The organism is uncultured Cetobacterium sp., from assembly GCF_947072685.1.
Classification (GTDB): domain Bacteria; phylum Fusobacteriota; class Fusobacteriia; order Fusobacteriales; family Fusobacteriaceae; genus Cetobacterium_A.
In genome coordinates this window covers 112,812-136,690 of record NZ_CAMTIK010000002.1, presented here as the reverse complement: position 1 = coordinate 136,690, position 23,879 = coordinate 112,812, and the positions used below count along the sequence as shown (strand labels likewise).

The 23,879-nt window shown below is 29.7% G+C and carries 23 protein-coding genes and 1 riboswitch; of the genes, 19 read left to right on the top strand and 4 right to left on the bottom strand.

Annotation, left to right across the window (positions count from 1 at the left end):
• Positions 1–43 precede the first annotated feature (43 nt).
• Positions 44–1,582 carry a glutamine-hydrolyzing GMP synthase gene (gene guaA / locus Q0V67_RS01345; RefSeq protein WP_297596304.1) on the bottom strand — a complete coding sequence of 513 codons (1,539 nt, stop codon included), beginning with the start codon at positions 1,580–1,582 and terminating at the stop codon, positions 44–46.
• Positions 1,583–1,645: 63 nt separating this feature from the next.
• A riboswitch (purine riboswitch) is annotated at positions 1,646–1,743 on the bottom strand.
• Between the two features lie 163 nt (positions 1,744–1,906).
• Between guaA and rnmV the strand changes: the two genes are divergently transcribed.
• Positions 1,907–2,455 (top strand): ribonuclease M5, encoded by a 549-nt coding sequence (gene rnmV / locus Q0V67_RS01340; protein WP_297596302.1) that lies wholly within the window; start codon positions 1,907–1,909, stop codon positions 2,453–2,455.
• Between the two features lie 41 nt (positions 2,456–2,496).
• Here rnmV and Q0V67_RS01335 read toward each other — a convergent pair whose 3' ends face one another.
• Positions 2,497–2,778 (bottom strand): hypothetical protein, encoded by a 282-nt coding sequence (locus Q0V67_RS01335; RefSeq protein ID WP_297596300.1) that lies wholly within the window; start codon positions 2,776–2,778, stop codon positions 2,497–2,499.
• Positions 2,779–2,789: 11 nt separating this feature from the next.
• Positions 2,790–2,927, bottom strand: coding sequence for a hypothetical protein (locus tag Q0V67_RS01330; RefSeq protein ID WP_297596311.1), 138 nt, complete (start codon positions 2,925–2,927; stop codon positions 2,790–2,792).
• A 165-nt stretch (positions 2,928–3,092) separates the two neighbouring features.
• Here Q0V67_RS01330 and udk point away from each other — a divergent pair, with 165 nt between their 5' ends.
• The 16 genes from udk to Q0V67_RS01250 all read left to right on the top strand — a co-directional run bounded on the left by udk (position 3,093) and on the right by Q0V67_RS01250 (position 20,987).
• Positions 3,093–3,725: a uridine kinase gene (udk, locus tag Q0V67_RS01325; RefSeq protein WP_297596299.1), complete on the top strand. Its 633-nt coding sequence runs from the start codon at positions 3,093–3,095 to the stop codon at positions 3,723–3,725.
• 1 nt (position 3,726) lies between these two features.
• On the top strand, positions 3,727–4,344 hold the full coding sequence (locus tag Q0V67_RS01320) for a deoxynucleoside kinase (RefSeq protein WP_297596298.1): 618 nt from the start codon (positions 3,727–3,729) through the stop codon (positions 4,342–4,344).
• A gap of 104 nt (positions 4,345–4,448) precedes the next feature.
• Positions 4,449–5,060, top strand: coding sequence for a LysE family transporter (locus tag Q0V67_RS01315; RefSeq protein WP_297596297.1), 612 nt, complete (start codon positions 4,449–4,451; stop codon positions 5,058–5,060).
• Positions 5,061–5,094: 34 nt separating this feature from the next.
• Positions 5,095–6,150: a tRNA 2-thiouridine(34) synthase MnmA gene (gene mnmA, locus Q0V67_RS01310; RefSeq protein ID WP_297596296.1), complete on the top strand. Its 1,056-nt coding sequence runs from the start codon at positions 5,095–5,097 to the stop codon at positions 6,148–6,150.
• Positions 6,151–6,301: 151 nt separating this feature from the next.
• A complete protein-coding gene (locus Q0V67_RS01305; RefSeq protein ID WP_297596295.1) occupies positions 6,302–7,129 on the top strand; it encodes an SIR2 family protein in 828 nt (275 codons plus the stop codon).
• A 119-nt stretch (positions 7,130–7,248) separates the two neighbouring features.
• A complete protein-coding gene (locus Q0V67_RS01300) occupies positions 7,249–8,019 on the top strand; it encodes a hypothetical protein (RefSeq protein WP_297596293.1) in 771 nt (256 codons plus the stop codon).
• A gap of 35 nt (positions 8,020–8,054) precedes the next feature.
• Complete coding sequence (locus tag Q0V67_RS01295; RefSeq protein ID WP_297596309.1) at positions 8,055–8,825, top strand: GTP pyrophosphokinase; 771 nt, start codon at positions 8,055–8,057, stop codon at positions 8,823–8,825.
• 52 nt (positions 8,826–8,877) lie between these two features.
• Entirely contained in the window at positions 8,878–10,299 is a 1,422-nt protein-coding gene (gene cls, locus Q0V67_RS01290; RefSeq protein ID WP_297596291.1) for a cardiolipin synthase, read from the top strand.
• A gap of 21 nt (positions 10,300–10,320) precedes the next feature.
• Positions 10,321–10,824, top strand: coding sequence for a MogA/MoaB family molybdenum cofactor biosynthesis protein (locus Q0V67_RS01285; protein WP_297596288.1), 504 nt, complete (start codon positions 10,321–10,323; stop codon positions 10,822–10,824).
• A 9-nt stretch (positions 10,825–10,833) separates the two neighbouring features.
• Positions 10,834–13,362, top strand: a complete 2,529-nt coding sequence (locus Q0V67_RS01280; protein ID WP_297596286.1) for a PD-(D/E)XK nuclease family protein — start codon at positions 10,834–10,836, stop codon at positions 13,360–13,362.
• Positions 13,362–16,430, top strand: a complete 3,069-nt coding sequence (locus Q0V67_RS01275) for an exodeoxyribonuclease V subunit beta (RefSeq protein WP_297596284.1) — start codon at positions 13,362–13,364, stop codon at positions 16,428–16,430. The genes Q0V67_RS01280 and Q0V67_RS01275 overlap by 1 nt, the downstream gene beginning before the upstream one ends.
• Positions 16,431–16,442: 12 nt before the next feature.
• Positions 16,443–17,405, top strand: a complete 963-nt coding sequence (locus tag Q0V67_RS01270; protein ID WP_297596282.1) for a thiamine ABC transporter substrate-binding protein — start codon at positions 16,443–16,445, stop codon at positions 17,403–17,405.
• On the top strand, positions 17,405–18,910 hold the full coding sequence (locus Q0V67_RS01265; RefSeq protein WP_297596280.1) for an iron ABC transporter permease: 1,506 nt from the start codon (positions 17,405–17,407) through the stop codon (positions 18,908–18,910). The genes Q0V67_RS01270 and Q0V67_RS01265 overlap by 1 nt, the downstream gene beginning before the upstream one ends.
• A 15-nt stretch (positions 18,911–18,925) precedes the next feature.
• The gene (locus Q0V67_RS01260; protein WP_297596278.1) at positions 18,926–19,531 is read left to right on the top strand and encodes a nucleoside recognition domain-containing protein; all 606 of its coding nucleotides are present in this window, start codon (positions 18,926–18,928) and stop codon (positions 19,529–19,531) included.
• Positions 19,532–19,534: 3 nt separating this feature from the next.
• Entirely contained in the window at positions 19,535–20,074 is a 540-nt protein-coding gene (locus Q0V67_RS01255) for a spore maturation protein (protein WP_297596276.1), read from the top strand.
• Between the two features lie 13 nt (positions 20,075–20,087).
• Positions 20,088–20,987 carry an LD-carboxypeptidase gene (locus Q0V67_RS01250; RefSeq protein WP_297596275.1) on the top strand — a complete coding sequence of 300 codons (900 nt, stop codon included), beginning with the start codon at positions 20,088–20,090 and terminating at the stop codon, positions 20,985–20,987.
• 21 nt (positions 20,988–21,008) lie between these two features.
• On the opposite strand, the gene Q0V67_RS01245 is transcribed toward Q0V67_RS01250, so the two are convergent.
• Positions 21,009–21,548 carry an HdeD family acid-resistance protein gene (locus Q0V67_RS01245; RefSeq protein WP_297596273.1) on the bottom strand — a complete coding sequence of 180 codons (540 nt, stop codon included), beginning with the start codon at positions 21,546–21,548 and terminating at the stop codon, positions 21,009–21,011.
• 283 nt (positions 21,549–21,831) lie between these two features.
• On the opposite strand from Q0V67_RS01245, the gene gltS reads away from it, so the two are divergent.
• A complete protein-coding gene (gltS, locus tag Q0V67_RS01240) occupies positions 21,832–23,031 on the top strand; it encodes a sodium/glutamate symporter (protein ID WP_297596271.1) in 1,200 nt (399 codons plus the stop codon).
• A 24-nt stretch (positions 23,032–23,055) separates the two neighbouring features.
• On the top strand, positions 23,056–23,856 hold the full coding sequence (gene murI / locus Q0V67_RS01235; protein ID WP_297596270.1) for a glutamate racemase: 801 nt from the start codon (positions 23,056–23,058) through the stop codon (positions 23,854–23,856).
• Positions 23,857–23,879 lie beyond the last annotated feature (23 nt).

Genomic DNA, 23,879 nt, shown 5'->3' with positions numbered 1-23,879 from the left:
ATCGAAATACCTTTATATATAAAGGTTATTTAGTTTTTAAATACTATTCCCACTCAATTGTAGCAGGTGGCTTAGAAGAGATATCATACGTTAATCTATTGATTCCCTTAACCTCGTTTATAATTCTATTAGAAACTTTGTCTAAGAATTCATATGGAAGTCTAGACCAAGTAGCAGTCATAAAGTCAATTGTATTAGCAGACCTTAAAACAGCAGTGTACTCATAAGTTCTTTCGTCTCCCATAACTCCAACTGATTTAACAGGTAGAAGAACTACGAAAGCTTGGCTAACCTCTTGATATAAATTAGCAGCTCTTAACTCTTTAATAAAGATATCATCAGCTTCTCTTAAAATATCAGCCTTTTCTTTATCAACAGCACCTAAAATTCTAATTCCAAGTCCAGGTCCAGGGAATGGGTGTCTGTCTACCATGTAATCAGGAATTCCTAACTCTCTTCCAACAGCTCTAACCTCATCTTTGAATAGCTCTCTTAAAGGCTCTAATAATTCAAATTTCATATCTTCAGGTAATCCACCAACATTGTGGTGTGATTTGATTGTAGCAGAAGGTCCTTTTACAGACTGAGACTCAATTACGTCAGGGTAGATTGTACCTTGAGCTAAGAAATCAACATTCTCTAGTTTAGAAGCTTCCTCATTGAATACTTCAACAAATTCTTTACCAATTATTTTTCTCTTAGTTTCAGGATCAGAAACCCCAGCTAATTTGCTTAAGAATCTCTCTTCAGCCTCAATACATTTTATATTCATGTGGAAATGTTTACCATATATCTCCATAACGTTAACGGCCTCATCTTTTCTAAGAAGTCCAGTATCAACGAATATACAGATTAATTGGTCGCCAATAGCTTTATGTATTAAAGCAGCAGCAACAGAAGAGTCAACTCCTCCAGAAAGTCCCAGAAGAACTTTTTTATCTCCAACAGTTTCCTTTATAGATTTTACAGTTTGCTCAATATAGTTACCCATTGACCAATTTTTTTCACATTTAGCAATACCAAATACGAAGTTTTCTAACATCTTTGAACCATATTCAGAATGAGTAACCTCAGCATGGTATTGAATACAGTAAATATTTTTTTCTACATTTGCACTTGCAGCAATGCATGAATCTGTATGAGCAATTTGTTTAAACCCTTCTGGTAGAGTTGTAACATGATCTCCATGACTCATCCAAACTTGATTTAAATTTGGAACGTCTTTGAAAAAAGGATTGTCTAAATCATCAATGATAAGCTCGGCTTTTCCAAACTCTTGTTTGTCAGCTCTTTCAACTTGCCCACCAAGAAGTTGTGATGTAAGTTGCATTCCATAGCAAATTCCTAAAACTGGAATCCCTTGCTCATATAATGCTTTATCAATTGTAGGTGATCCATCTAAATAAACAGAAGCAGGTCCACCTGATAAAATAATACCTTTAGGTTCTCTAGCTAAAATCTTTTCAAGAGGTTCAAAGTACGGAACTACCTCAGCATAAACACCCAATTCTCTAACTCTTCTTGCAATAAGTTGGTTATATTGAGAACCAAAATCAAGAATTATAATACTATTTTTTTTCATAAAAACCTCCAAAATGTAATAAAAAAAGAGACATTCTTATTCTATAAAAAAATAGAAGGTAGACTAGTCCCCTTTATCTTTCATAGAAACTAATTTACGGTTAGTTGTAGATACGTCGCACCATATTTGCGACTTATACGAATAAAATATATTTACTTTTTGAACATTCTATCATAGAACCTTGAGAAATGTCAACCTGTAATTGAATGAAAGTCTCATGTAGTTACAGTCCTATAATCTTAAAAGATAAAAAAATAGTAAAAAAAATAAAAAGATGTTAAAATAATAGCTGGACCTAAATATTGAAAGAAAGGATTTATAATTATGAAAAAAATAATAAAAGAAGTTATTGTTGTTGAAGGTAGAGATGATATCTCTGCAGTAAAAGCAGCAGTTGATGCAGAGATAATTCAAACGAATGGATTTGCAATAAGAAAAAAAGGAAATATAGAAAAATTGAGAGTTGCATATGAAAAAAAAGGTTTAATTATTTTAACAGACCCTGATTTTGTAGGAGAAGAGCTGAGAAAATATATTCAAAACTTTTTTCCAAATGTAAAACAAGCATATATAAGTAGAAAAGAAGGGTCAAAAGATGGCGATGTAGGTGTAGAAAATGCTTCTCCAGAAGCAATAATAAAAGCTTTAGAAACAGCTAAATGTGAAGTTGTTTCAGAAGGGGAAAAAGTATTTGATATGGATATAATTCTTGATTGTGGGCTATCAGGTGCAAAAGATTCAAAGGAACTAAGAGAAAAGCTAGGATCATTTTTAGGAATAGGCTATTCAAATGCCAAGCAGTTAATATCGAAATTAAATAGATATGGAATAACAATGGAAGAGTTTGTAGAAGCGATAAGAAATATAAAATAGCTAGAGTAGGGATATAAACTCCCACCCTAGCTATTTTTAAATTAGAATGTTATAATTTCAGCAGTTGCCTCATACCAAGGACCTTCTTCATCTTCGCCAAATTCAACGAAGAAGTTAACTTGTACATCATCAAAAGTAAATCCAACGCAATCTTCCTCTACAATATTGAAGAATTCAATTTTTTTAAACTTTATTTCGTCTAGCTTAGTTCTAAGATCCTCTCTTTCTTCAAATAATTCAATTAAGTCCTCTTTGATAAAAAAATCTCTTTTTTCAAACTCGTCATTGATTCTATCTATTTTTTTTAAAATCTCTTCATTCATATTTTATCCTCCTAAAATTTTAATATTTTTTTGGCTCTTTTAACTATTTTTATTATCCAGAGCACAAATTTTATTTTTTTGATTTCAAAAGGTACTTTTTCAAGAGCCTTTTTCATCTGAAGATCTATATCCTTCTCTGTCATACTCATAAAAATCTTCTCCTTTAAAAACAACTATATCGTAAAGTATACATCAAAAAAAATATATAGTCTATACAATATTATAATTTATTTTTTTTTAAGAAATATGTTATAATATACAAGATTATAAAAAAATAATATATATAAAAGTAACTTTAAGGAGGAAATAAACAAATGAAAAATTGCATATTGATCGGAGTAGCTGGAGGAAGTGGAAGCGGAAAGACAACAGTGGCACATAATTTAGTAAAGGCTTTCAAATCAGAGGATGCAGTACTAGTTGAACAAGATGCTTATTATAAAGAGTTAACAAATTTAACTTTAGAAGAAAAAGCAGCAGTGAATTTTGATCATCCTGATTCAATAGAATTTGATTTATTGAGAGAGCATCTATTAAAATTAATTAACAACGAGGCTATAGAAAGACCAACTTATGATTTTACTTCACATTCAAGAAAAGATAAATGTATTAAAATTGAACCATCAAAAATTATTATAGTGGAAGGAATTTTAATATTTGCAGTTCCTGAAATCAGAGAGTTATTTGATGTTAAAATATTTGTGGATACAGATGCAGATGAGATGATTTTAAGAAGAATAGAAAGGGATATGACTGAAAGAGGAAGAAGCTTTAGTTCAGTGAAACATCAATACTTAACAACAGTTAAACCTATGTTCTTAGAGTTTTGTGAGCCAAGCAAAAGATATGCCGATGTTATAATTCCAAGAGGTGGAGAGAATAAAGTTGCAATTGGAATGATAATAAGTAACCTAAAAAGATTCTTACAAAAAGGGGTTTTGGCATAGGATGAAGAATGTTATCTGTATAGAAGGAGTTGTGGGAGCGGGAAAAACAACATTGGGCGAACTTTTAGCCAAAGAGTTATCTATTGAATTCTTTCAAGAACCATATATAGACAATCCGTTTTTAGATAAATTTTATTCAAATAAAGAGAGATATTCGTTACTTAGTCAGATGTATTTTTTAAATAAAAGAATAGAGATTATTGAAGAAGCGTCCAAGTTTAATGGATGTATAATGGATAGAAGTATTTATGGTGATTTTCTTTTTGCAAAAATGCATTTAAAAAATGGATATATGAGTGAAGAGGAGTTTGCACTTTATGAATCATTTTGGAAAAAATTGATTTCAGCAAGAAAGAAACCAACTCTAATAGTTTACTTAGAAACAAGTGTCGACAATGCAATAAAAAAGATAGTAGAAAGAGGACGGAATTTTGAACTTGGAGTTGAAAGAGATTATTGGAACTCTTTAAATGAACAGTACTCTGATTTCTTTAATAACTACAATGAAACGGTTGTTTTGAAAATAAATATAGACAATATGGATATAAGAGACAATTTGGAGGATAGAAACGTATTTTTTGATATGGTTAAATCAAAACTTAGAGAGTTAGGTGTGTAAAATAACTCTATTTTTGCGGAATTAGCTTTATATTTCAAAAGTTTTATGCTAAAATCAGAAGATAAAGTCATTTATAGAAATACACTTTTGAGGAGAAATAGAATATGATTTTTTTAAAAGGTATTATAACAGGTATAATATTGTCTCTACCTTTTGGACCAGTAGGCATCTACTGTATGGAGAAAGCTCTCACTGAGGGGGAAAAAAAAGCTTATGTATCAGCATTAGGTATGGTTAGCGTAGATGTTATCTATGGGATAATCTCCTTTTTATTTATAAGTAAGGTGGATCACCTGGTTGTTAGATATGATACACCGTTAAAAATTTTAATAAGTTTATTTTTGATTTTTGTGGGAAGTAAGAAATTCTTCGGACAGCCCACTATAAAAGAGTTAGACGATGACAATTACACACTAGTCCAAGATTATTTTGAAACTTTTTTACTAGCGATATTCAATATATCTTCACTGCTTGTGATAGCGGGGGTATATACTCTACTTGGAGTTTTAGGTTGCGTTATAAAAGAGAGTACTGTTTTGGAGTTAGGACTTGGAATTGGAATCGGTGGAGCTTCTATGTGGTTTACAACAATATTTTTAATATATCATTTTAAGAAAAAAGTTACAATTGATATACTTTTAAAATTGAGTAAACTTTCAGGATTGATAATTCTGATTTTTGGTATTTCGACTATTATATTTGCCTTCTACAAATAGTAATAGAATTAATTTTTATTAAGGATGGTAATTTATGAATTTAGAGTTTAAAAAAGAAAATGAAAAAAAAGTTGTAGCAGTAGCTATGAGTGGTGGAGTAGATTCATCAACAGTTGCGTATCTTTTGAAAAAACAAGGGTACACAATATTTGGTATAACAATGAAAACTTGTGGTGAAGAGGACAAAGATGCTAAGAGAATTTGTGATGATTTAGGTATAGATCATTATCTGTTAGATGTAACAAAAGATTTTGGCGAAGAAGTTATGGACTACTTTGTAAATGAATATGAAACTGGAAGAACTCCAAATCCATGTATGGTTTGTAATAGGAAAATAAAATTTGGAAAGCTTATTGATTTTGCAAGAGAAAAAGGTGCTGAAGTTTTAGCAACTGGACATTATGCAAATATTGTAGATGGAACTCTGGCAATAGGTGATGATGTAAATAAAGATCAAGTATATTTTTTATCACAAATAAAAAAAGAGTATTTAAAATATATAATTTTTCCTATAGGTAAAATGGAAAAACCTCTAGTTAGGGAACTAGCAAAAGATTTGGGAGTTAGGGTTTATGCTAAAAAAGATTCTCAAGAAATATGTTTTGTTGAAGATGGGAAGTTAAAAGAATTTTTAATTGAAAAAACAAAAGGAAGAGTTGAAAAAAGAGGAAATATTGTTGATATGAATGGCAAAGTTCTAGGGAAACATAATGGATTAGCTTTTTATACAATAGGTCAGAGAAAAGGCTTGGGAATAGCTTCAGCGAATCCTTTATATGTTGTTGCTTTAGATAAAGAAAATAATAGAGTTATTGTTGGAGATAATGATGACTTGATGAAGGATAGACTTATAGCTAATCAACTTAATCTTCTTTTGGTGAATGATATAAAAGAGTTAGATGGATTAGAGTGCTATGCAAAAGCTCGTTCGAGAGATAAATTACATCAATGTGTTGTCAGAGTGATTGGAGAAGATACAATAGAGATACACTTTATTGGAGATTCACTTAGAGCTGTGACTCCAGGTCAAGGTGCAGTATTGTATACTGAAGATGGAAAAGTAATAGCAAGTTCATTTATAGTTAAATAGTATAGAAAAGCAAGCCTAAAATGAAGATATTGAAATCTTTATTTTAGGTTTTTTGTTTGGATTTTTTTTTAAAACTACTTGTTAAATGGATAAAATTAAGATATACTTATATTGACAAAGTGTTGATTTTTAGAGAAAGAGAGGTGTTACTATGAGTTTTTTCAATAAATTTAATGAAACAGAAAAAATAAACCTATTTTTAGGAGATTTCTTGGTAAGAACGGCAGGATATCCAACAAGAATAGAGTTAGCAAAATTATTGATGAAAGATATGAAGGAAAGTATAAAAGGTTATATAAAAGATGAAAACTCTTTATTTCAAGTTAGTCAAGTCTATCTAGATGGTGTTGTTAGCAGTAGAAGTTCATTATTGAAAAAAATCAAAAATTTATACGAAACAAACAGAGATGCTAAGGAGATACTAAGTGTTTTCTCAGAAAGTGATAAAATTAATGCTGTTTTTTCAACGAACTATGATATAGTTTTAGATGATATAAATTCAAATAGAGTAGTGAAAGTTTTGCCAACAGATGATGTTCTAAGAGAATCCTTAAAAGGTGAGATAAAACATTACAAAATATTGGGAGACGCTGATAAGCATGAAAAAGTTTTTGTATCAGTTCAAGATTTTAGAAAATTAAAAGTTTTAGATTTTTATAAAAATTTCTTTAACGCTATTAAAAATGATATAGAAACTTATCCAACAGTTATTTTGGGGTTAGACTTAAATAATCTAGACTTTATAGATGTTTTAGAAGTAGTTTTAGAAAAAGTAGATAAAAAAGATGTTATATATGCAGTTAGTAACTCTAATGTTTTAAAAACAAAAACAATAGAGAGATTAAGTGATCTTGGAATAAAACTTCTACCTCATACAGAAGAGGAATTTTTTAAAGAATTAAAGTATTATTTAACATCTGAGGTATTGGATGAAAACGAGTTAAAAGAGGCTTATATTGGAAAAAAGCTTTTTCGGTAACTTCAGATATTGAGATTGATCTTCAAGATATAAAAGAGGATACAACTCAAGAGGTTCTAGTAAAAGATGTTGTTAGAGAACCAAATCAGGTACATTTAGAAAGTGGGGATTTAGAACTTTTGGAGAGTGCTTTAGAGATAAGGTATAGTTCTTTAAAATTAGATAGATTACCATTAGAATTTTCTACTATAAAGAATATGGAAGATTCTAATCTAATAAGAACCTTTGGAGTTACCGAGTTAAAAGTAAATGACCTTCATTTAAAAGAGTGTCATGGTAAAATATTAGAGATTAATAGGAAAAAATATTTTGAAATGAAAAATAGAGAGTTTAAGCTAGGTATAGAAATTGAGTTAAAAGAGGATGGGTCATTTAATCCAATCTTAAATAATTACTACTATAAAGTTTATAAAGCCAACAATTTAAAAAGATTTATATTCAACATCAGATTCTTAAAAGAAGTATTTGTTGGGAATTCAGTTGAACTTATAGGGAAGCTTCTTACAGGGAGAGTCTCTTTTGAAAATAGAATAGAATTGATGAAGCTAGACCTATTAGAAAAAGAAATTTTAGGATTGGAAGAGATTCATAAGGAAAAGCTATTACAGGAAGAAAATTCTCTGTATTCATTGGCATTACTAAATCTTTTAGATAAGGATAATATTATTAAAAGTTGGGTAAACTTTAGATGTGATTTAAATTCTCTGGATATAAAAGAGGGAGATACTATTGAGGTTGAAAGATTGCATATATTGAAAGGAAACGATTTCAATATAAAAGAAAAAATTGTAACAACACTTCCAATTGAAGCTAGAGAGTTAAAAATGGATAGAGTAGTAGCTTATAGAAAAAATTGTGAAATCTCACTAGAAAAAATATCTAGAAAATAATAAAGAGGTGCTGGTGTAAAATGTCAAATGAAAGAATGGATCGGATCGAATTTTTCAAAGCCTTTTGTATAACTGAAGAATATTTTGAATCTACCTGCTTAGATTGGGAAGAGTTAATGAAAATTTATGCAGATTATTTGAAGTTAGTTCCTTATTTAGAAAAAGAAGCTGAACATATAGTATCTAAACTTATTGATAATGACGGGGTACACTCTGTTAGAAGACGAGTAAAAAAAGCAGCCCACCTAATTGAAAAAATTATTAGGAAGGGGAGGAAATATAGCGATAGAGGAATTAATGTACAGAATTATAAAGAGATTATAACTGATCTTATTGGAATAAGAGTGTTACATTTGTTTAAAGATGATTGGCGTAGTATACACGGAGAAATAACAAAACTTTGGGATACTAAAGAAACTCCACAAATCAATATTCGAAGAGGGGATTACAATATTCAAGATTTAAAAACCACCATTCAAGATTTAGATTGTGAGATAATAGTTAGAGATCACGGATATAGGTCAATTCACTATTTGATAGGTGTTCCTGTTACAAAACAGGATGAAGTGTTAGTTGAAATACAAGTTAGAACAGTATTTGAAGAGGCTTGGAGCGAAATTGATCATTTGATGAGATATCCATACGATGTAAATAACCCCATTATAACAGAATATCTAGGTATTTTTAATAGAATAGTAGGTAGTGCTGATGAGATGGGAATGTTTATTAAGAAAATTAAAAAAGAATTTTCTAATGGGAAAGATATGGATGAGAATTTTAGAGAGTTAGATTTAAAGTTCAAATAGAAGAAGAGTTTAGGCTCTTCTTTTTTTCTAAAAAAGTTTAGAGGTGAATGAATTGTTTAAAATATTAATAGCACTTAAAGATTATCTAGTTTTTATAAACATAATATTTGCATGTATTATAATTTTTTTTGAGAGAAGAAGGCCCGTATTTACTTTGTTTTGGATAACGGTTCTTTTATTAACATCGTATTTTGGTTTTATAATGTACTTATTCTTTGGAATGGGTTTTAAAAAGAGAAGGGCTTTAGCTAAATATTACTTAAAAAATGGTAAAAATTATTCCACAAAATTGAATAAAAAATCCGTACTCAGTTTGAAAAAATGGGTTGGATTAAGTAAATATTTAGATGCAGTTCTTTTGGGAAAAATGACACATAATAATAATTTTACATTCTATCAAAATCCAAATGAATTTTTTAAAAGTTTAACAGGAACTATCAAAAAAGCTAAAAAAACAATTTTTATGGAATATTATATATTTGATGATGATGAGGTGGGATCTCCTATCTACAATCTTCTTTTAGAAAAGGTGAAAGAAGGGGTCGAAATAAAAATAATAATTGATGGTGCTGGGACTAGAGGTGTTGGCAGAAAAAGAAGAGAGGAGCTCGAAAAAGCTGGAATAAAATTGGAAGTTTTTTTTCCATCATATTTTCCATTTATAAAAACAGGAAATTTGAGAGCAAACTATAGAGATCATAGAAAAATAACGTTGGTAGATGAAAAAATATGTTACTCTGGTGGTCTTAATATAGGAAAAGATTATATTGGGAAAGGTAGGCTTGGAAAATGGCAAGATATAGGATTTTCATTAAAAGGAGAAGCTATAATCGATTATTTACATGAATTTGAAAGAAGTTGGAAATTTCTTAAAAAGGATGTAAAAGATAATTTTGAAGCGAAAAAAATCAATATTAAAGAGTATTCTTCAAATCCTATTCAAGTAGTCAGTTCAGGTCCAAACTATGAGTTCCATACAATAAAGGATACTTTCCTAGGGTTGATTATGAGGGCAGAAAAAAGTATACATATTCAAACTCCATATTTTATTCCAGATGAACCGGTATTAGATGCACTTAAAGTTGCACTGCTATCCGGTGTTATAGTAAAAATTGTGATTCCTAGTGTGGGGGATCATGCTTTTGTTTATTGGGCAAATCAGTATTTTTATGGTGAGCTTATTGAACTTGGAGCGGAGATATATAAATACAACGATGGATTTATACATAGTAAGTTAGTGGTGGTAGATGGAGAGGTAGGCTTTTTAGGAACAGCTAATTTTGATTATAGAAGTATGTATCAAAATTTTGAAATCAGTTTAATGATTTTTGGTGAGAAAGTTGGAGAACTTGAAAGTAGAGTTAAAGAGGATATCTCTAATTCTACAAGAGTAAAGTTAGAGGAGTATAAGGCTAGAAGTAAAAAAGAAAAAATGATGGAGTCGATTTCTAAATTGATAGCTCCAATATTGTAATTAAAGGATAGGGGGATATTTATGATAAAAGTAGCAATAATAACACTAAGTGATAAAGGTGCAAGAGGAGAAAGGGTGGATATTACCGGAGCAAAATTGAAGGAGATATTTGCTGCTCATAGAGAGTATGAGGTTGTATATTATAATATGTTGCCAGATACCTTTGACATGATTTGTGAAGAGTTAAAAAATCTTGCAGATAATTGCATTGCAGATTTGATTGTTACAAATGGTGGGACAGGATTTTCTAAAAGAGATGTCACTCCGGAAGCAACATTAGCGGTAATTGAGAAAGAAGCTCAAGGAGTAGCAGAATATATGAGGGCTAAATCTTTTGAAATTACACCTAAAGCTATGTTGAGTAGAGCTAGATGCGGAATAAGAAAAGGAAGTATAATTTTAAATCTTCCAGGAAGTCCAAAAGGAGCTACTGAAAATTTAAACTTTGTAATAGGAAGCTTAGTTCATGGAATTGAGATTTTAAAAGGTGAAGCTGTGGAGTGCGCAACTCCTATAAAAAAATAGGGGGGTAGTATGAATTTCGAATATATAAACTATGGGGAATCTTTAATCCAAGGATTAAAAAAAGATCCGTCTGTAATCTATATATTCTCTGATTATCCACTTAAAAATAGTCAGAGAAAAGAGAGTAAAAGAAATATTTTTGAACCAGATCCACTTTACTTGACAATAGATGAGTTTAAATCAAAAATATTTAAAACTGAGAAAATTGTTTTGAGTGAAGCAAAAAGATTTGTAAGTCTTTACAATTTTATGAGAGATGAGTTTCAAGAGATACAAATAAAAAGTTATTTTGAGTCTATAGATTTTTCGGATAAATTTTTTAAATATTATACTGAGGTAAATAGAGCACTTTCTGAGAAAAGAATAAAGTTAGAAAAGTGGCAAGAGAGGTATTTTGAAATATTTGATAGATTTAAAAAAAAATATCAGACCTATTTGGATGAAAAAAATTATATTCCTAAGGACTGGGTGGAGGATATAAAATATTTAGATCTTTCAGAGTTTAAAAAGTATAGAAAAATAGTGTTTGTAGATATAGTAAATTTCACTCCTTTAGATAAACATGTTTTAAAAGAGCTAGAGAAGTTTATAGAAGTAAATATCAGGATTCAAGGAGAAAAAGATATATTTGATGAAGAAGAGTTAGAACTAAAAGAGGTATATCTTCCTAAAGAGCAAAAAGTGGAGGTATCACTCTTAGAAGTTCAGGATGAATTAGAACTTGTTGGAAATCTTTTGGAGATTATGAATATGAAAAATCAGATGACAAATATATTTTCACCAGAAGCTGATACCAATGAATATTCAAAGATATTTCCAAACAATTTTATGAGAGGGAGTTTTTCAACTTTAAACGATACTAAATTTTTCAAATTTCTAACAGCTCAGAGTGTTTTAGTGGACTCTTTAGAACCGAGAGTGGGGAACCTTATTCCAATATCTAAATTTTTAGAAGGGATAAATAACCTTGAGATGAAGGAATATTACAGCATATCTAGAGAGAATATGGAGTATGTTTATGAGAGGATTGAAAACGATTATAAATATATTGGAGACGAAGAGAATGAAACGATATCAAAAATATATAATGATGTTCTGGAAATTTCAAAAATTGAAACGATAGATTATTTTATAGATTATTTTAATAGACTTCTTTCTTTAGATATATTATTTGAAAAAATATATCTAGATTTTTACGATAAGCTTCAAGAATATATGGGATATGCTAAAACGACAGAAATAATGCTTCGAGAGAAAGAGTTGAAAAATTGTTTTAAAAATGGAGGAGATATATTAAAATTTTTACTTCAATATTTTAACAATGTAGAGATTATAAAAAATGAAGACAGTGAAAAAAAATATCTTATAAAACCAATAGAAAATTGTAAAGTTATAGTATCAAGAGAATCTATTTTTATAAATACAAGTAACAGATATCTTCCAAAAACAAAAAGAGATTACTTGTATTTAACTGAAAAGCAAAAAAAAGATAATGGGTTTATGTATTATGAAAAGGAGAGACGTGAAGAGAGGTATCGATTCTATCAAGCTCTTTTAAAGAATAGATATAACACTTTGATATATATAAAAAATGAAAATAATGGAGAGGGAGCTTCTCCACTATTAGCAGAATTAATGAATAGGTATAAAATATCTAAACTACAAAAGACTATATTCAGTGAAAATATTTTAGAAAAATTAATGAGCTTTGAATCAATAAAAATAGAGGTAAAACAAGAAAAGGCCCTCTTTAAATCAAAAGACGATTTTAAAAATAATGAATTGAATTTGGGTCCGTATGATTTCAATATTTTAACCATATGTGAGTACAGATTTTATTTAAGCAAAATATTAAAGCTTAACTCGTTTGAGAAGGAACATAGTCTGGGAATATCAATGAAATTCTTGGGAATATACGTGCACGATGTATTTGAAAAAATTACAGATAGAATGTGGAAAAAGATTTTAAATGTTTCAGATTATTCAATTTCAGAAGAGGAAATTCAAACCCTTCTAATCAAAAGTTTCCACAGTAATCGGAAAAAGATACCAATATATCTGGATAATTATTTCATTCAAATTCTTATTCCACGTTTCACTAGAAATATTTTAAAGTTTTATAAAGAGATTGAAAAACTCTATATAGAAAAAAAAGTTAAACGGATAGAAAGTGAAAAAAACAGTAAAAAAGAACCTTTTTTAAAGGGGGATGTTGAAGTCACTTTAAATGGAAGAGTGGATCTGGTTATAGAAACAACAACTGAGAATCATATAATAGATTTCAAAACAGGAAGTAAAATTGATAATCAGTTAGATTTTTATACAATAATGCTTTATAGAGACGAAACTCAAGCATGTAAATCGGTATACAACGCTTTTGAAGGTGTTTTAGAAAACCAAGAAAAAACTAAATTGACAAGAGAAATTTTAAAAGAATCTTTAATAAAATTTTTTGAAACAGATAGTTATTCGTTGAGTGAGAAAAAAAGTGGATGTATGTACTGTGAGTATAAAAATATATGTAGGAGGGAGTTTTAATGAAGGGAGTGGTTTTAAAAGCCAGTGCTGGAACTGGAAAAACCTATAGGTTATCTTTAGAATATTTAGCTGCTTTACTAAAAGGTGAAAGTTATAAAGATATACTTGTAATGACTTTTACTAAAAAGGCGACCTCTGAGATACAAGAAAGGGTCATAGTTTTTTTAGAAGAGATGCATAGAGATAAAAGTTCAGATTTGTATGGAAATTTAAAAAAACTTTATCCAGATATAAATTTATCACATACAAATGTACAGAAGATATATTATGAAGTGTTAGATAATAGAGATAGACTAAAGATATCGACAATAGATGGATTTATAAATAATATATTCAAAAATGTAATAGCTCCATATCTGAATATATTTTCTTATGAAATTATAGATGAGAGTGATAATTTAGAGATACTTCTAAAATGCTTTGAAAAAATTGTACAAGATAGAGAGGAGTTTAGTAGATTTAAACTTTTTTTAGAAAATAGAACAGAAAGAAATATAGAGAATTATCTAGGTATATTAAAAAAACTTATAGATAATCGGTGGAAACTTGTCTTGATAGCCCAGTCGAAAGAGTTATTAAGCAGTAAAAATAAATATGAAGAAAGTATATCAATATCAAAAATTATAAAACATATGCTTACAACATTCGAAGCTATAAAAGAGAAGAAAAAAGATGGAAAAGAACTTTCTGACTATATGTCGAAAACTATAAAATGGATATTAGAAACGCCAGAGGATCGACATAAAGAGTATCTTTTAGAGAATTGGAATAAGTTTTTAAAGAGTGAGAAATGCTGGGATGGGAGAAGAGTAAAAACAACTGCAAAATTTGATTTTGATTCTGAGATCGAAATTTTACAAAGAGCTTTAGACGAGTTGAAAAGTGAAGTTTCTAAAGAACTTTTTAATACAGAAGTATTAACTTTTGAAAAAGAGGTACTTTTTTTTATTGAAAATTTATATAGAATATATGATGAGATAAAATTTTCAGAAAAAAGATTCACTCATTTGGACATAAGTAGCTATCTCTTTCAATATATAGAGGTGAAGGAGATCAATCTTATTCAAGATGGTAAAATAACAGAGTATTTCAAAGATGTTTTTGATAGTGAATTTAAAACTATTTTTATTGATGAGTTTCAAGATACCAGTGTTTTACAGTGGAAAATATTGAAAGGATTAATCAACCAAAGTGGCCAGTTGATCTGCGTTGGGGATGAAAAACAAAGCATTTACGGATGGAGAGGTGGAGAGAAAACTCTATTTGAAAACTTACCCTCTATTATTGGGGTCAAAGAAGAGACTATGGGTGTTTCTTATAGAAGTTGCAAAAATATAGTCAACTTTATAAATGGAGTGTTTTCAAGTATTTCGGATATGTATGCAGATATTGAAAGAGATGAGGAAAATCTATATTCATGGTTATTTACATCTGTGGATGCTAAAAGTGATGAGTTGGGATTCTTTGAAGTTATTCAAAATCAGATAGATGAAGATGGAAAAGAGTTAGAAGAGGATATGATATTGACTCTTGTAGAATCTATTGAGACTAATTTTGATGGAAACTATGGAGATGTCGCTGTAATTGCTAGAAGTAATCCGCAACTAAGAGAGATAGCAGAAAAATTGGGTGAAAAAAAGATACCATATATTATAGAGTCAAACGATTCTATAATACAACATAGAGCGGTTAATCCAATATTTAAACTTTTAAAGTATTCTATAAATAGAGATATATTTTCTCTATTAGAATTTTTGAGAAGTGATGTTATTAAAATTGACAATATGGAAGTAAAGAATATTTTAAATAATAAAATTGAGATTGAAAACTATCTATTTAAGAGTGAAGAGAAATTAGATGGAAGTTTAAAAGAACTTGAGATTATTTTATCTAAAGTAAAAAATATTTTAAATGATGGATTTGAAAATAGAAATTTAGTGTTAAATATTTTAGAAACTTTTAATCTAACAGATCTATATTCAACCAAATCAGACTTGAAAAATATATTTCGTTTCTTAGAGATGTCTAAAGAGTTTGAAAATATCTTTGACTTCTATAATTCCTTAACAAAAGAAAATGATAATCCAAGATTTAAACAGGTTTCTTTAGAAGAGGAAAAAGCAGTAACACTTTTGACAATTCATAAATCTAAAGGATTGGAGTTTGAAACAGTTTATTATTATCACCAAGAGCAAAAAAAAGGTGTCGAGAGTGGGGTTCAATTTCATATAGATTTTAAATCGCCATTTGAAGGGATAGATAATTTTATATTTGTGGACAAAAAATATGAAAAGGTTTTGAAATATTTAGGTAGTGACTATAACTTTTTAAAAGAACTTGATATAAAAAAAGAGCAGGAGGAGATAAATAACCTCTATGTAGCTTTGACTAGAGCTAAAAAAAATCTATTTTTAGTGATGGGAAAAAATTCAAATAAATTTTTAAAAAACTCAATAGATGGACTATTTGATGTAAAGTGTGGTAAAATTAGTATGTCTCAAAAAAGCAATAGAGATATAAAAACTATAAATATAGGGCTAATTGATTCGATAGATTTCATTGAAAAGGATATCCAAGAGTGTGAACAACCGAATAGACAGCAACTAATAGATATAAAAACAGAAGAAAAAAGAATAATAGGAAATGCAATTCACTACTATTTGGAATTTATAATAAATAATAACTTAGAGGAACATAGAGAAGCACTAAGAAGAACATTTTCAAAATATGCCTCAATAATTGGAGAAAAAAGATTGGCGGGTATACTTGAAAGTGAAGAGTTTAAAAATTTCTTTATAGAAAATCCGATTATATTTTCAGAAGAGTGGGACTATATACATCCAGAATATGAAATATATGATGACGGTAGGCTAAAAAGAATAGATAGGATTATGATAAAAAAACCAACAACTTCAATTGGAGAAATCTTAGTTGTAGACTATAAAACTGGAGGTATTAATCAAAATCAGTTGGATGAATATATTGAAATAATTCAAAATCATCTGTATAATCTAGGGGAACTAGAGAATTACAACATTACAGGTAAATTTTTAGAACTAAAACTTTAAGAGGGGAATAAAATGAAAAAATTATTGTTCGGAAGTCTATTTTTAGTAAGTACAGTGTCTTTTGGTGAAGAGATTATAGTATATGGTCCTGAGTCAATGAAGTGGATCGAAAGCTCAGCAGGAAAAATATTTAAAGAGAAAACAGGGGCAGATATAAAATATATTCCGATAGATGGGTTGATACCTAGAATGAAATTGGAAAAGAAAAGACCTAAAGCTGATATTGTTGTAGGATTGACAGATATCAACTATTTGGAGGCAAAAAATGGAGGACTCATAAAAAAATATAAACCATCTACTGCTGGAAATATAGCAAAAGAGGAATTTATAATTGATAAAGATTGGTCGGTAACACCAATGGATTATGGAATGTTGGCTTTAAATTACAACTATGAAAATTTAAAATCTAATCCAAAAAGTTTTGAGGACTTGAAGAAATACCCTAAAGAACTTTTGGTTCAAGATCCAAGAGGATTTACAGGTGAGGGTTTTATGTTGTGGACAATAGCTGTTTATGGAGATAGATGGTTAGAGTTTTGGAAAGAGTTGAAACCAAGTATTTTAACAGTAACTTCAGGTTGGTCAGACTCATTTGCAAAATTTTCTGTAGGAGAGGGAAATATAATGAGTGGCTATGCTTCGAGTTCTCTATATTTTTATCAGGATGGAAATGAAAATAAATATAAAAGTTATATTCCTGAGGAGGGAGGATATGTTTATATAGAGGGAGCTGCTCTTGTAAATAAAAAAGAAATAAAACCCTCAGCAGAGAAATTTTTAGATTTTGTATTGGAATATGATTTTCAAAAGTTAGCACTTGAGAAAAATTATATGTTCCCTGTTATTGAATATGATTTTCCTGTGGAATATAAATATGTTCCTAAAACAGAGAAGATTGTAAGATTAAATGCCGAGTATGTAAATGAAAATATGGAAAAGTGGAAAAAACAGTTGATTGAGGTATTGAAAAAATAATGAAGAAAACTAAAGCCTATAGCTACCTATATCTATTTCTATGGGTTGTTCCAATAATATTTTTTACGAAAGATTTTTTTGATTTTAATGAAATTAAAAATATAGATATCAATGAAAATTTGAATCTTTTTAAAATTTCATTAACTCAAGGGGTATTGTCGGTGCTATTTTCAACAGTAGTAGCACTGCTACCCGCCTATTATATGAGCTATAAAAGAAATGTTTTAAGTAAAATGCTAGAGGGGTTAATTTTTATTCCTTTTTTCTTTCCTACTATATCAACAGTAGTAGCTTTAACACTGATATTTAATCTTCCATTTTTAAAAAATCTAAGTATTTTATACACTTTAAAAGCCATAATAATTGCCAATGTTTTTTATAATAGTCCTATCATGATAAAGTATTTAAGCCAAGGAATGAAAAATATTCCTAAAAATGTTGTGGAAGCAGCAAAAATAGATGGCTTAAATGAGGTAAATATTTTTTTTAGAATCAAGGTACCACTTATGCTCCCACAAATTTTTAGAGGGATGTTTTTAGTTTTTATATATACTTTTGCTTCTTTTGGAATAGTTTTAGCTCTAGGAGGTATAAGGTATTCAAATTTAGAAGTTGAAATAGCAAATACACTTTTAAAAGATGCTAATTTTTCAAAAGCACTTATATTGGGCACAATTCAATTTGTATTTTTGATATCTTTAAATCTTTTAGGTGAAAAATTTCCAAGATATGAATTAAGTGAAGACAGTGTAGATAAAAAAGTGAGTAACTATACGATGCTTTACTCTTTGATCTATCTTTTGTTAGAGTATACAGTTATAGCAACAGGCGTTATATATGGCTTTTTTAACTACTATACTGGCAAATTTTCAGTTCATTATTTTTTAAAATTATTTGAAAATGAATTTAATCAGCAGTATCCAATTCTACAAGCTATAGGAAACTCTTTGCTTTTGGCGAGTGTTACACCAATTTTTGTAATATTGTTTACATATTATCTACTAAAAAATTTCACAAAATTGACGGGTGCTATTGTTTTTTCCACCATGGGATTTTCAAGTGCATTTTTAGGAATAGCTTTGATCTATTTGAACATACTATATGATATAAAGCTATGGATACTATTGGTTATAGGATATTTTTTAATAACGGTACCAATAGCATATTCATTTATGTACCAATATGTCAGAGAGTTTCCAAAGGATATATTGGATTTAGCTAAAATAGATAGGTTAACCCCTTTTAAAAGTTTTATTTTAGTTGAATTTCCGATATTGAAAAAAATATTTATAGCAACATATCTACAAATTTTTGCTATAATTTTAGGAGAGTTTACAATCTCTTACTCTATGCAATTAGGGAGAGACTTTCCAACTATTGCTCTAGTCAACTATTCTTTATTCACTGATAAGAAACTTTTAGAGGGAGCAGCTCTATCATCTTTGAATATATTTATAGTTGGTGTCTTATTTTATCTATCAAACAAATTAAGTGAACAAAAATAAAGGGAGGGAAAAACTATGATAAACGCGATATGGTTAGGACTTATAGTGATTGGAATTGTAATTTCAATGTTTAATGGAAATATGCAGGTGGTGACAGATTCAGTATTGTCATCGTCTAAATCGGCGGTAGAGATTGCTATAGGACTTATAGGTGTGATGTCTTTTTGGTTGGGACTTATGAAGGTCGCTGAAGAAGCGGGATTAGTAAAAGCTTTAGGAAGAGGCTTAAGACCTATAATGAAAAGACTTTTTCCTGAGATACCAGAGGATCATCCTGCTGTTGGAAGTATTGTTGCAAATATAGCAGCAAACTTTTTTGGTCTTGGAAATGCTGCCACTCCGTTAGGAATAAAAGCTATGCAAGAGCTACAAGAGTTAAATGATAATAAAGAAGAGGCAACGGATGCAATGGTTTTGTTTTTAGCCATAAATACATCTTCGGTAACTTTGATATCATCAAGTGTAATAGCTTATAGAGCGGCTGCAAATTCAGCTAATGTAACTGAGATAATTGCACCAACAATTATTGCTACAGTAATTTCAACTATAGTTGGAATTGCGTCGTGTAAATTTTTACAAAAATTACCATCATTTAAAAGAGAAAGTATAAAGGGGGAATAGAAGATGTTTACGTTAATTATGGAAAAAATATCACTTTATGCAATACCTATGATAATACTTTTTATAGTTTCATATGCATATTTTGTAAAAAAAGTGAAAGTTTATGAGGTGTTCTGTGAAGGGGCAAAAGAGGGTTTTTCAACAGCTATAAGAATAATCCCATTCCTAGTTGCAATGCTGGTTGCAATAGGTGTATTTAGAGCTTCAGGAGCAATAGATGTTATTATAAAGTATATCAATCCAGTATTGGAGTTCATAGGAATGCCAGGGGAGGTTTTACCAATGGCTATTATGAGACCATTATCAGGTGGAGGGTCAACAGGAATAATGAATGATCTATTCATAACTTATGGACCTGATTCAATGATAGGAAGAATGGCATCGGTTATGATGGGGTCAACAGAAACAACATTTTATGTGTTAGCTGTTTACTTCGGAGCAGTGAGTATAAGAAAGACAAGACATGCTGTAGTTGCCGGACTTTTAGCTGATTTAGCAGGAATATTAGCAGCGGTATGGATTTGTAATATAATGTTTAATTAATTGGGAGGCTTTTATGCAAATTTTAAAAAAAGGTGATTTGATAGGATTGGTTGCTCCAGCTAGTTATACAGATGAGGTCAAATTAAAAAAAGCTATCCAAAATATTGAAGATTTAGGATATCGAGTAAAAGTTGGAGAAAGCGCAGTAAAAAGGTGGTATTCCTTTGCGGGAGAGGATACTGCAAGAGCAAAAGATATCAATACTTTTTTTAAAGATAAAAATGTAAAGGCGATAATGTGTGTTAGAGGTGGCTACGGAAGTATCCGGATTTTGGATCTATTGGAGTATGAGTCAATAAAAGAAAATCCAAAAATATTTATAGGATATAGTGATATAACCTCAATTCATATGGCTTTACACAAAAAATGTGGTATAAAAACATATCATGGACCAATGGCAGTAAGTAACTTATCGGGAGAATACAACAAAGAAACATTAAAACACCTATTAGAAGTTATTGCAAAGAATAAATCAACTTATATTTTAGATAATTTTGGAAAAGAATTGAAATTTTTTAATAATAAAAGTTGTGAAGGGGTTGTTGTAGGAGGAAATTTAGCAACATTGATTTCAAATATAGGAACAGAATATGATGTTAATTATAATGATAAAATATTGTTTTTAGAAGATATTGGAGAAAATACTTATAAAATTGATCGAATGTTATGGCATTTGAAAAATTTAGGAATATTTGATAAGGTTGCTGGAATTTTACTAGGAGATTTTTCAGATTGTGAAAAATCAGGAGAGGACGATATGGAGTTAGAAGAAGTTTTTAAGTCTCATTTTTCTAAATACAGCAAACCGGTTTGCTATAACTTTCAATCGGGGCATTGTACACCGATGCAAACATTAGTTTTAGGGAGCAAACTAAAAATAGATGGAAAAAGAAAAATCCTAGAGCAGTCATAAGCTCTAGGATTTTTTTGTTTTTTATTTTGAATTTTTGAAAGAAAAAGCAGATAAAATAAGGTTTGCACCACTAAATAAAATATACCAAGCAATACATAAGAATATGAATTGTTGAGAGAAAAATGGTAGTGCAACCAAAAGAAATCCAAATAGAACGTCTATAACTCCAGATCCCAAGCTAAAATTCACTAAGTTAGGGAAAATTTTTCTGTTAAATAAGACATTCAAAACTATGAAGATCCCTTTGAAAACCATAAAAATCCCGGCATAGATAATCATATATATCTGACTGGCAAACGGAGTAACCAGAAGAGAAAGAGCAATTATAATCTCCAAGGCACCTAAGAATATATAAAGACCCCAATGGAAATTGGTAACTCTTCTAAATTGAAATCCTTTTGAAAAGTTTTTAACCCCACTGACAAGAAAGAACGCCGACAAGATATAAACTAGATATATTGAAAAAATAGTTGGACTAAATATTCCAAAAACTCCTACAATACTAAAAAGTATTCCTGTAAATAAAAGATATGAAAATATCTTTTTGTTAAAATCATCCATAAAAAACCCTCCTTATAAATACAAAACTATCTTGTAACTATTATTCTAAGAGTTTTTTACATCTCCTTTTTTTATTTATAAATTATTTTATTATATATATATAATGGAAATAAATTTTTAAAAAAATAATTTTTGTAGTTTAAATACCCCGTGTAGAGAGTAAACATAAAACGTGTATATATACAGATAATAGATTATATATTAATTATATATTTGATAATGTCTTTTCTGGGAAGTATACTTGGCTCAAGAAGAAGTACAAAATAAAACTTGGGAGGTTATTATGTTTGAATATCAGTTTAATATGGCCGAAACTTTAGCAATTGCAGTTATTTTATTACTTATCGGAAGATGGGTAAAAAGAAAAGTTAGTTTTTTTGAAAAGTTTTTCATTCCAGCTCCAGTAATTGGAGGAGTTATTTTTTCAATATTTACACTTATTGGAAGAACTACAGGTTCGTTTACTCTTTCTTTTGAAGGAACGTTAAAAGATCTTCTTATGATTGCATTCTTTACAACAATTGGATTTTTAGCAAGTTTTAAACTTTTGAAAAAGGGTGGGATACAGGTTTTTATTTTCCTTTGTATAGCGAGTGTTTTAGTTGTTATTCAAAACATAGTGGGAGTTACCTTAGCTAAATTCTTTGGGTTAAATCCATTGTTGGGAATAGCTGCTGGGTCAGTTCCTTTAACTGGTGGACATGGAACCTCAGGAGCATTCGGTCCTGTTTTAGAAGCGGCTGGAGCTACCGGAGCTATGTCTGTGGCGATAGCGTCGGCAACATTTGGATTAGTTGCTGGTTGTATGATTGGTGGACCAGTTGCAAAAAGATTGATGCAACGATATGGATTAGTTGGACATACTGAAGAAGAGTTTTTAATTCATGAAGAGGGATCTAACGAGGTTGTGAAAGAACAGATAACAGAGGATAATCTTTTCCATGCAATAGTTTTTATTGTTATTTCTATGGGAATTGGAGGGTTATTAATTCCTTTAGCTAAAAAAATTGGAGTAGTATTACCTGCATATATAGGCCCAATGCTTGTAGCCGCTATAATTAGAAACGTTATAGATTCTAAAGAAGGTGAACTTCCATTACATACAATAAGTGCAGTTGGAAACATTGCCTTACAATTATTTTTAGCGATGGCCTTAATGTCAATGAAATTATGGGAGTTAGCTGATTTAGCAGGTCCATTAATTGCTATATTGATTGTTCAAACAATAGTTATGGCTGCATATGCTTACTTTGTTACATTTAGAATTATGGGGAAAGATTATGACGCAGCAGTAATGGCGTCTGGACATTGTGGTTTTGGTATGGGAGCGACACCTAATGCAATGGCAAATATGGAGTCATTTACAGCCGCAAATGGGCCATCACCGGCAGCTTTCTTTGTATTACCATTAGTGGGAGCCTTATTTATAGACTTCACAAACGCATCTCTTATAACAGTATTTATAAATATCTTCGGAAAGTAAGAATAGCAGAATAGGAGGAGCAAAATGAAAATAGGAATTTTTGATTCTGGTGTAGGAGGGTTAAGTGTTTTAAAAAAAATTAAAGAGAAAATTAATTTTGCAGATATAATTTACTATGGAGATAGCTTAAATGCTCCCTATGGAAGCAAAAATATTAAAGATATTCAGCAACTCTGTTTAAAAATAGGAGAATTTTTAATAGATAATAGAGTTGATGTCATTGTTATTGCATGTAACACAGCTACTGCTGCAGCACTTGATGTTTTAAAAGAAAGATTTACAAGTGTCCCTGTTATAGGAGTTATAACTCCAGGGGCTTCAATGGCAATAAAACAAAGTAAAAATAAAAAAATAGGTGTTCTATCTACACCTTTAACAGCGAATACTAAAATTTATGAAAAAGTGATAACAGATTTAAATCCTAAATATCAAGTGTATCAAAAAGGTTGCGAACTGCTATGCCCTATGATAGAAAGAGGTTGGGAATCATCTGAAAAAAATAAAGAACTCTTAAAACAATATATCAGTGCTCTTCCAACAGATATAGATACCCTGGTTTTAGGATGTACGCACTACCCTTTAATAAGAGGAGATATTGAAAGTTTATTTGGGAAAAAAATAGTGGATCCCGCAGAGGAAACAGCTATGAGTGTACTTTTTGAGCTAAATAAAATTTCCTTAAAAACAGGGAGGAAAAAAAGCAGAAAACAAAAAATTAATATTGATTATTTTGTAACAGGGGATATAGAGAAATTTAAAAGTGTTGGTGAAAAATTTCTTGGAGAAGAGGTTGTAAATGTTTATCAACCGATAACTGAATCTTGAAAACAGAAGGCTTTAAGTAGCCT

Excerpts from the sequence above, each read along its gene's own strand:
- Q0V67_RS01280 (WP_297596286.1), top strand. The coding sequence starts at position 10,834 with ATGAATTTCGAATATATAAACTATGGGGAATCTTTAATCCAAGGATTA.
- udk (WP_297596299.1), top strand. The coding sequence starts at position 3,093 with ATGAAAAATTGCATATTGATCGGAGTAGCTGGAGGAAGTGGAAGCGGA.
- Q0V67_RS01335 (WP_297596300.1), bottom strand. The coding sequence starts at position 2,778 with ATGAATGAAGAGATTTTAAAAAAAATAGATAGAATCAATGACGAGTTT.
- Q0V67_RS01270 (WP_297596282.1), top strand. The coding sequence starts at position 16,443 with ATGAAAAAATTATTGTTCGGAAGTCTATTTTTAGTAAGTACAGTGTCT.
- Q0V67_RS01255 (WP_297596276.1), top strand. The coding sequence starts at position 19,535 with ATGTTTACGTTAATTATGGAAAAAATATCACTTTATGCAATACCTATG.
- Q0V67_RS01245 (WP_297596273.1), bottom strand. The coding sequence starts at position 21,548 with ATGGATGATTTTAACAAAAAGATATTTTCATATCTTTTATTTACAGGA.
- Q0V67_RS01320 (WP_297596298.1), top strand. The coding sequence starts at position 3,727 with ATGAAGAATGTTATCTGTATAGAAGGAGTTGTGGGAGCGGGAAAAACA.
- Q0V67_RS01295 (WP_297596309.1), top strand. The coding sequence starts at position 8,055 with ATGGATCGGATCGAATTTTTCAAAGCCTTTTGTATAACTGAAGAATAT.
- Q0V67_RS01315 (WP_297596297.1), top strand. The coding sequence starts at position 4,449 with ATGATTTTTTTAAAAGGTATTATAACAGGTATAATATTGTCTCTACCT.
- Q0V67_RS01330 (WP_297596311.1), bottom strand. The coding sequence starts at position 2,927 with ATGAGTATGACAGAGAAGGATATAGATCTTCAGATGAAAAAGGCTCTT.
- Q0V67_RS01260 (WP_297596278.1), top strand. The coding sequence starts at position 18,926 with ATGATAAACGCGATATGGTTAGGACTTATAGTGATTGGAATTGTAATT.
- murI (WP_297596270.1), top strand. The coding sequence starts at position 23,056 with ATGAAAATAGGAATTTTTGATTCTGGTGTAGGAGGGTTAAGTGTTTTA.
- Q0V67_RS01275 (WP_297596284.1), top strand. The coding sequence starts at position 13,362 with ATGAAGGGAGTGGTTTTAAAAGCCAGTGCTGGAACTGGAAAAACCTAT.
- Q0V67_RS01265 (WP_297596280.1), top strand. The coding sequence starts at position 17,405 with ATGAAGAAAACTAAAGCCTATAGCTACCTATATCTATTTCTATGGGTT.
- guaA (WP_297596304.1), bottom strand. The coding sequence starts at position 1,582 with ATGAAAAAAAATAGTATTATAATTCTTGATTTTGGTTCTCAATATAAC.
- Q0V67_RS01285 (WP_297596288.1), top strand. The coding sequence starts at position 10,321 with ATGATAAAAGTAGCAATAATAACACTAAGTGATAAAGGTGCAAGAGGA.
- Q0V67_RS01305 (WP_297596295.1), top strand. The coding sequence starts at position 6,302 with ATGAGTTTTTTCAATAAATTTAATGAAACAGAAAAAATAAACCTATTT.
- gltS (WP_297596271.1), top strand. The coding sequence starts at position 21,832 with ATGTTTGAATATCAGTTTAATATGGCCGAAACTTTAGCAATTGCAGTT.
- mnmA (WP_297596296.1), top strand. The coding sequence starts at position 5,095 with ATGAATTTAGAGTTTAAAAAAGAAAATGAAAAAAAAGTTGTAGCAGTA.
- rnmV (WP_297596302.1), top strand. The coding sequence starts at position 1,907 with ATGAAAAAAATAATAAAAGAAGTTATTGTTGTTGAAGGTAGAGATGAT.
- Q0V67_RS01250 (WP_297596275.1), top strand. The coding sequence starts at position 20,088 with ATGCAAATTTTAAAAAAAGGTGATTTGATAGGATTGGTTGCTCCAGCT.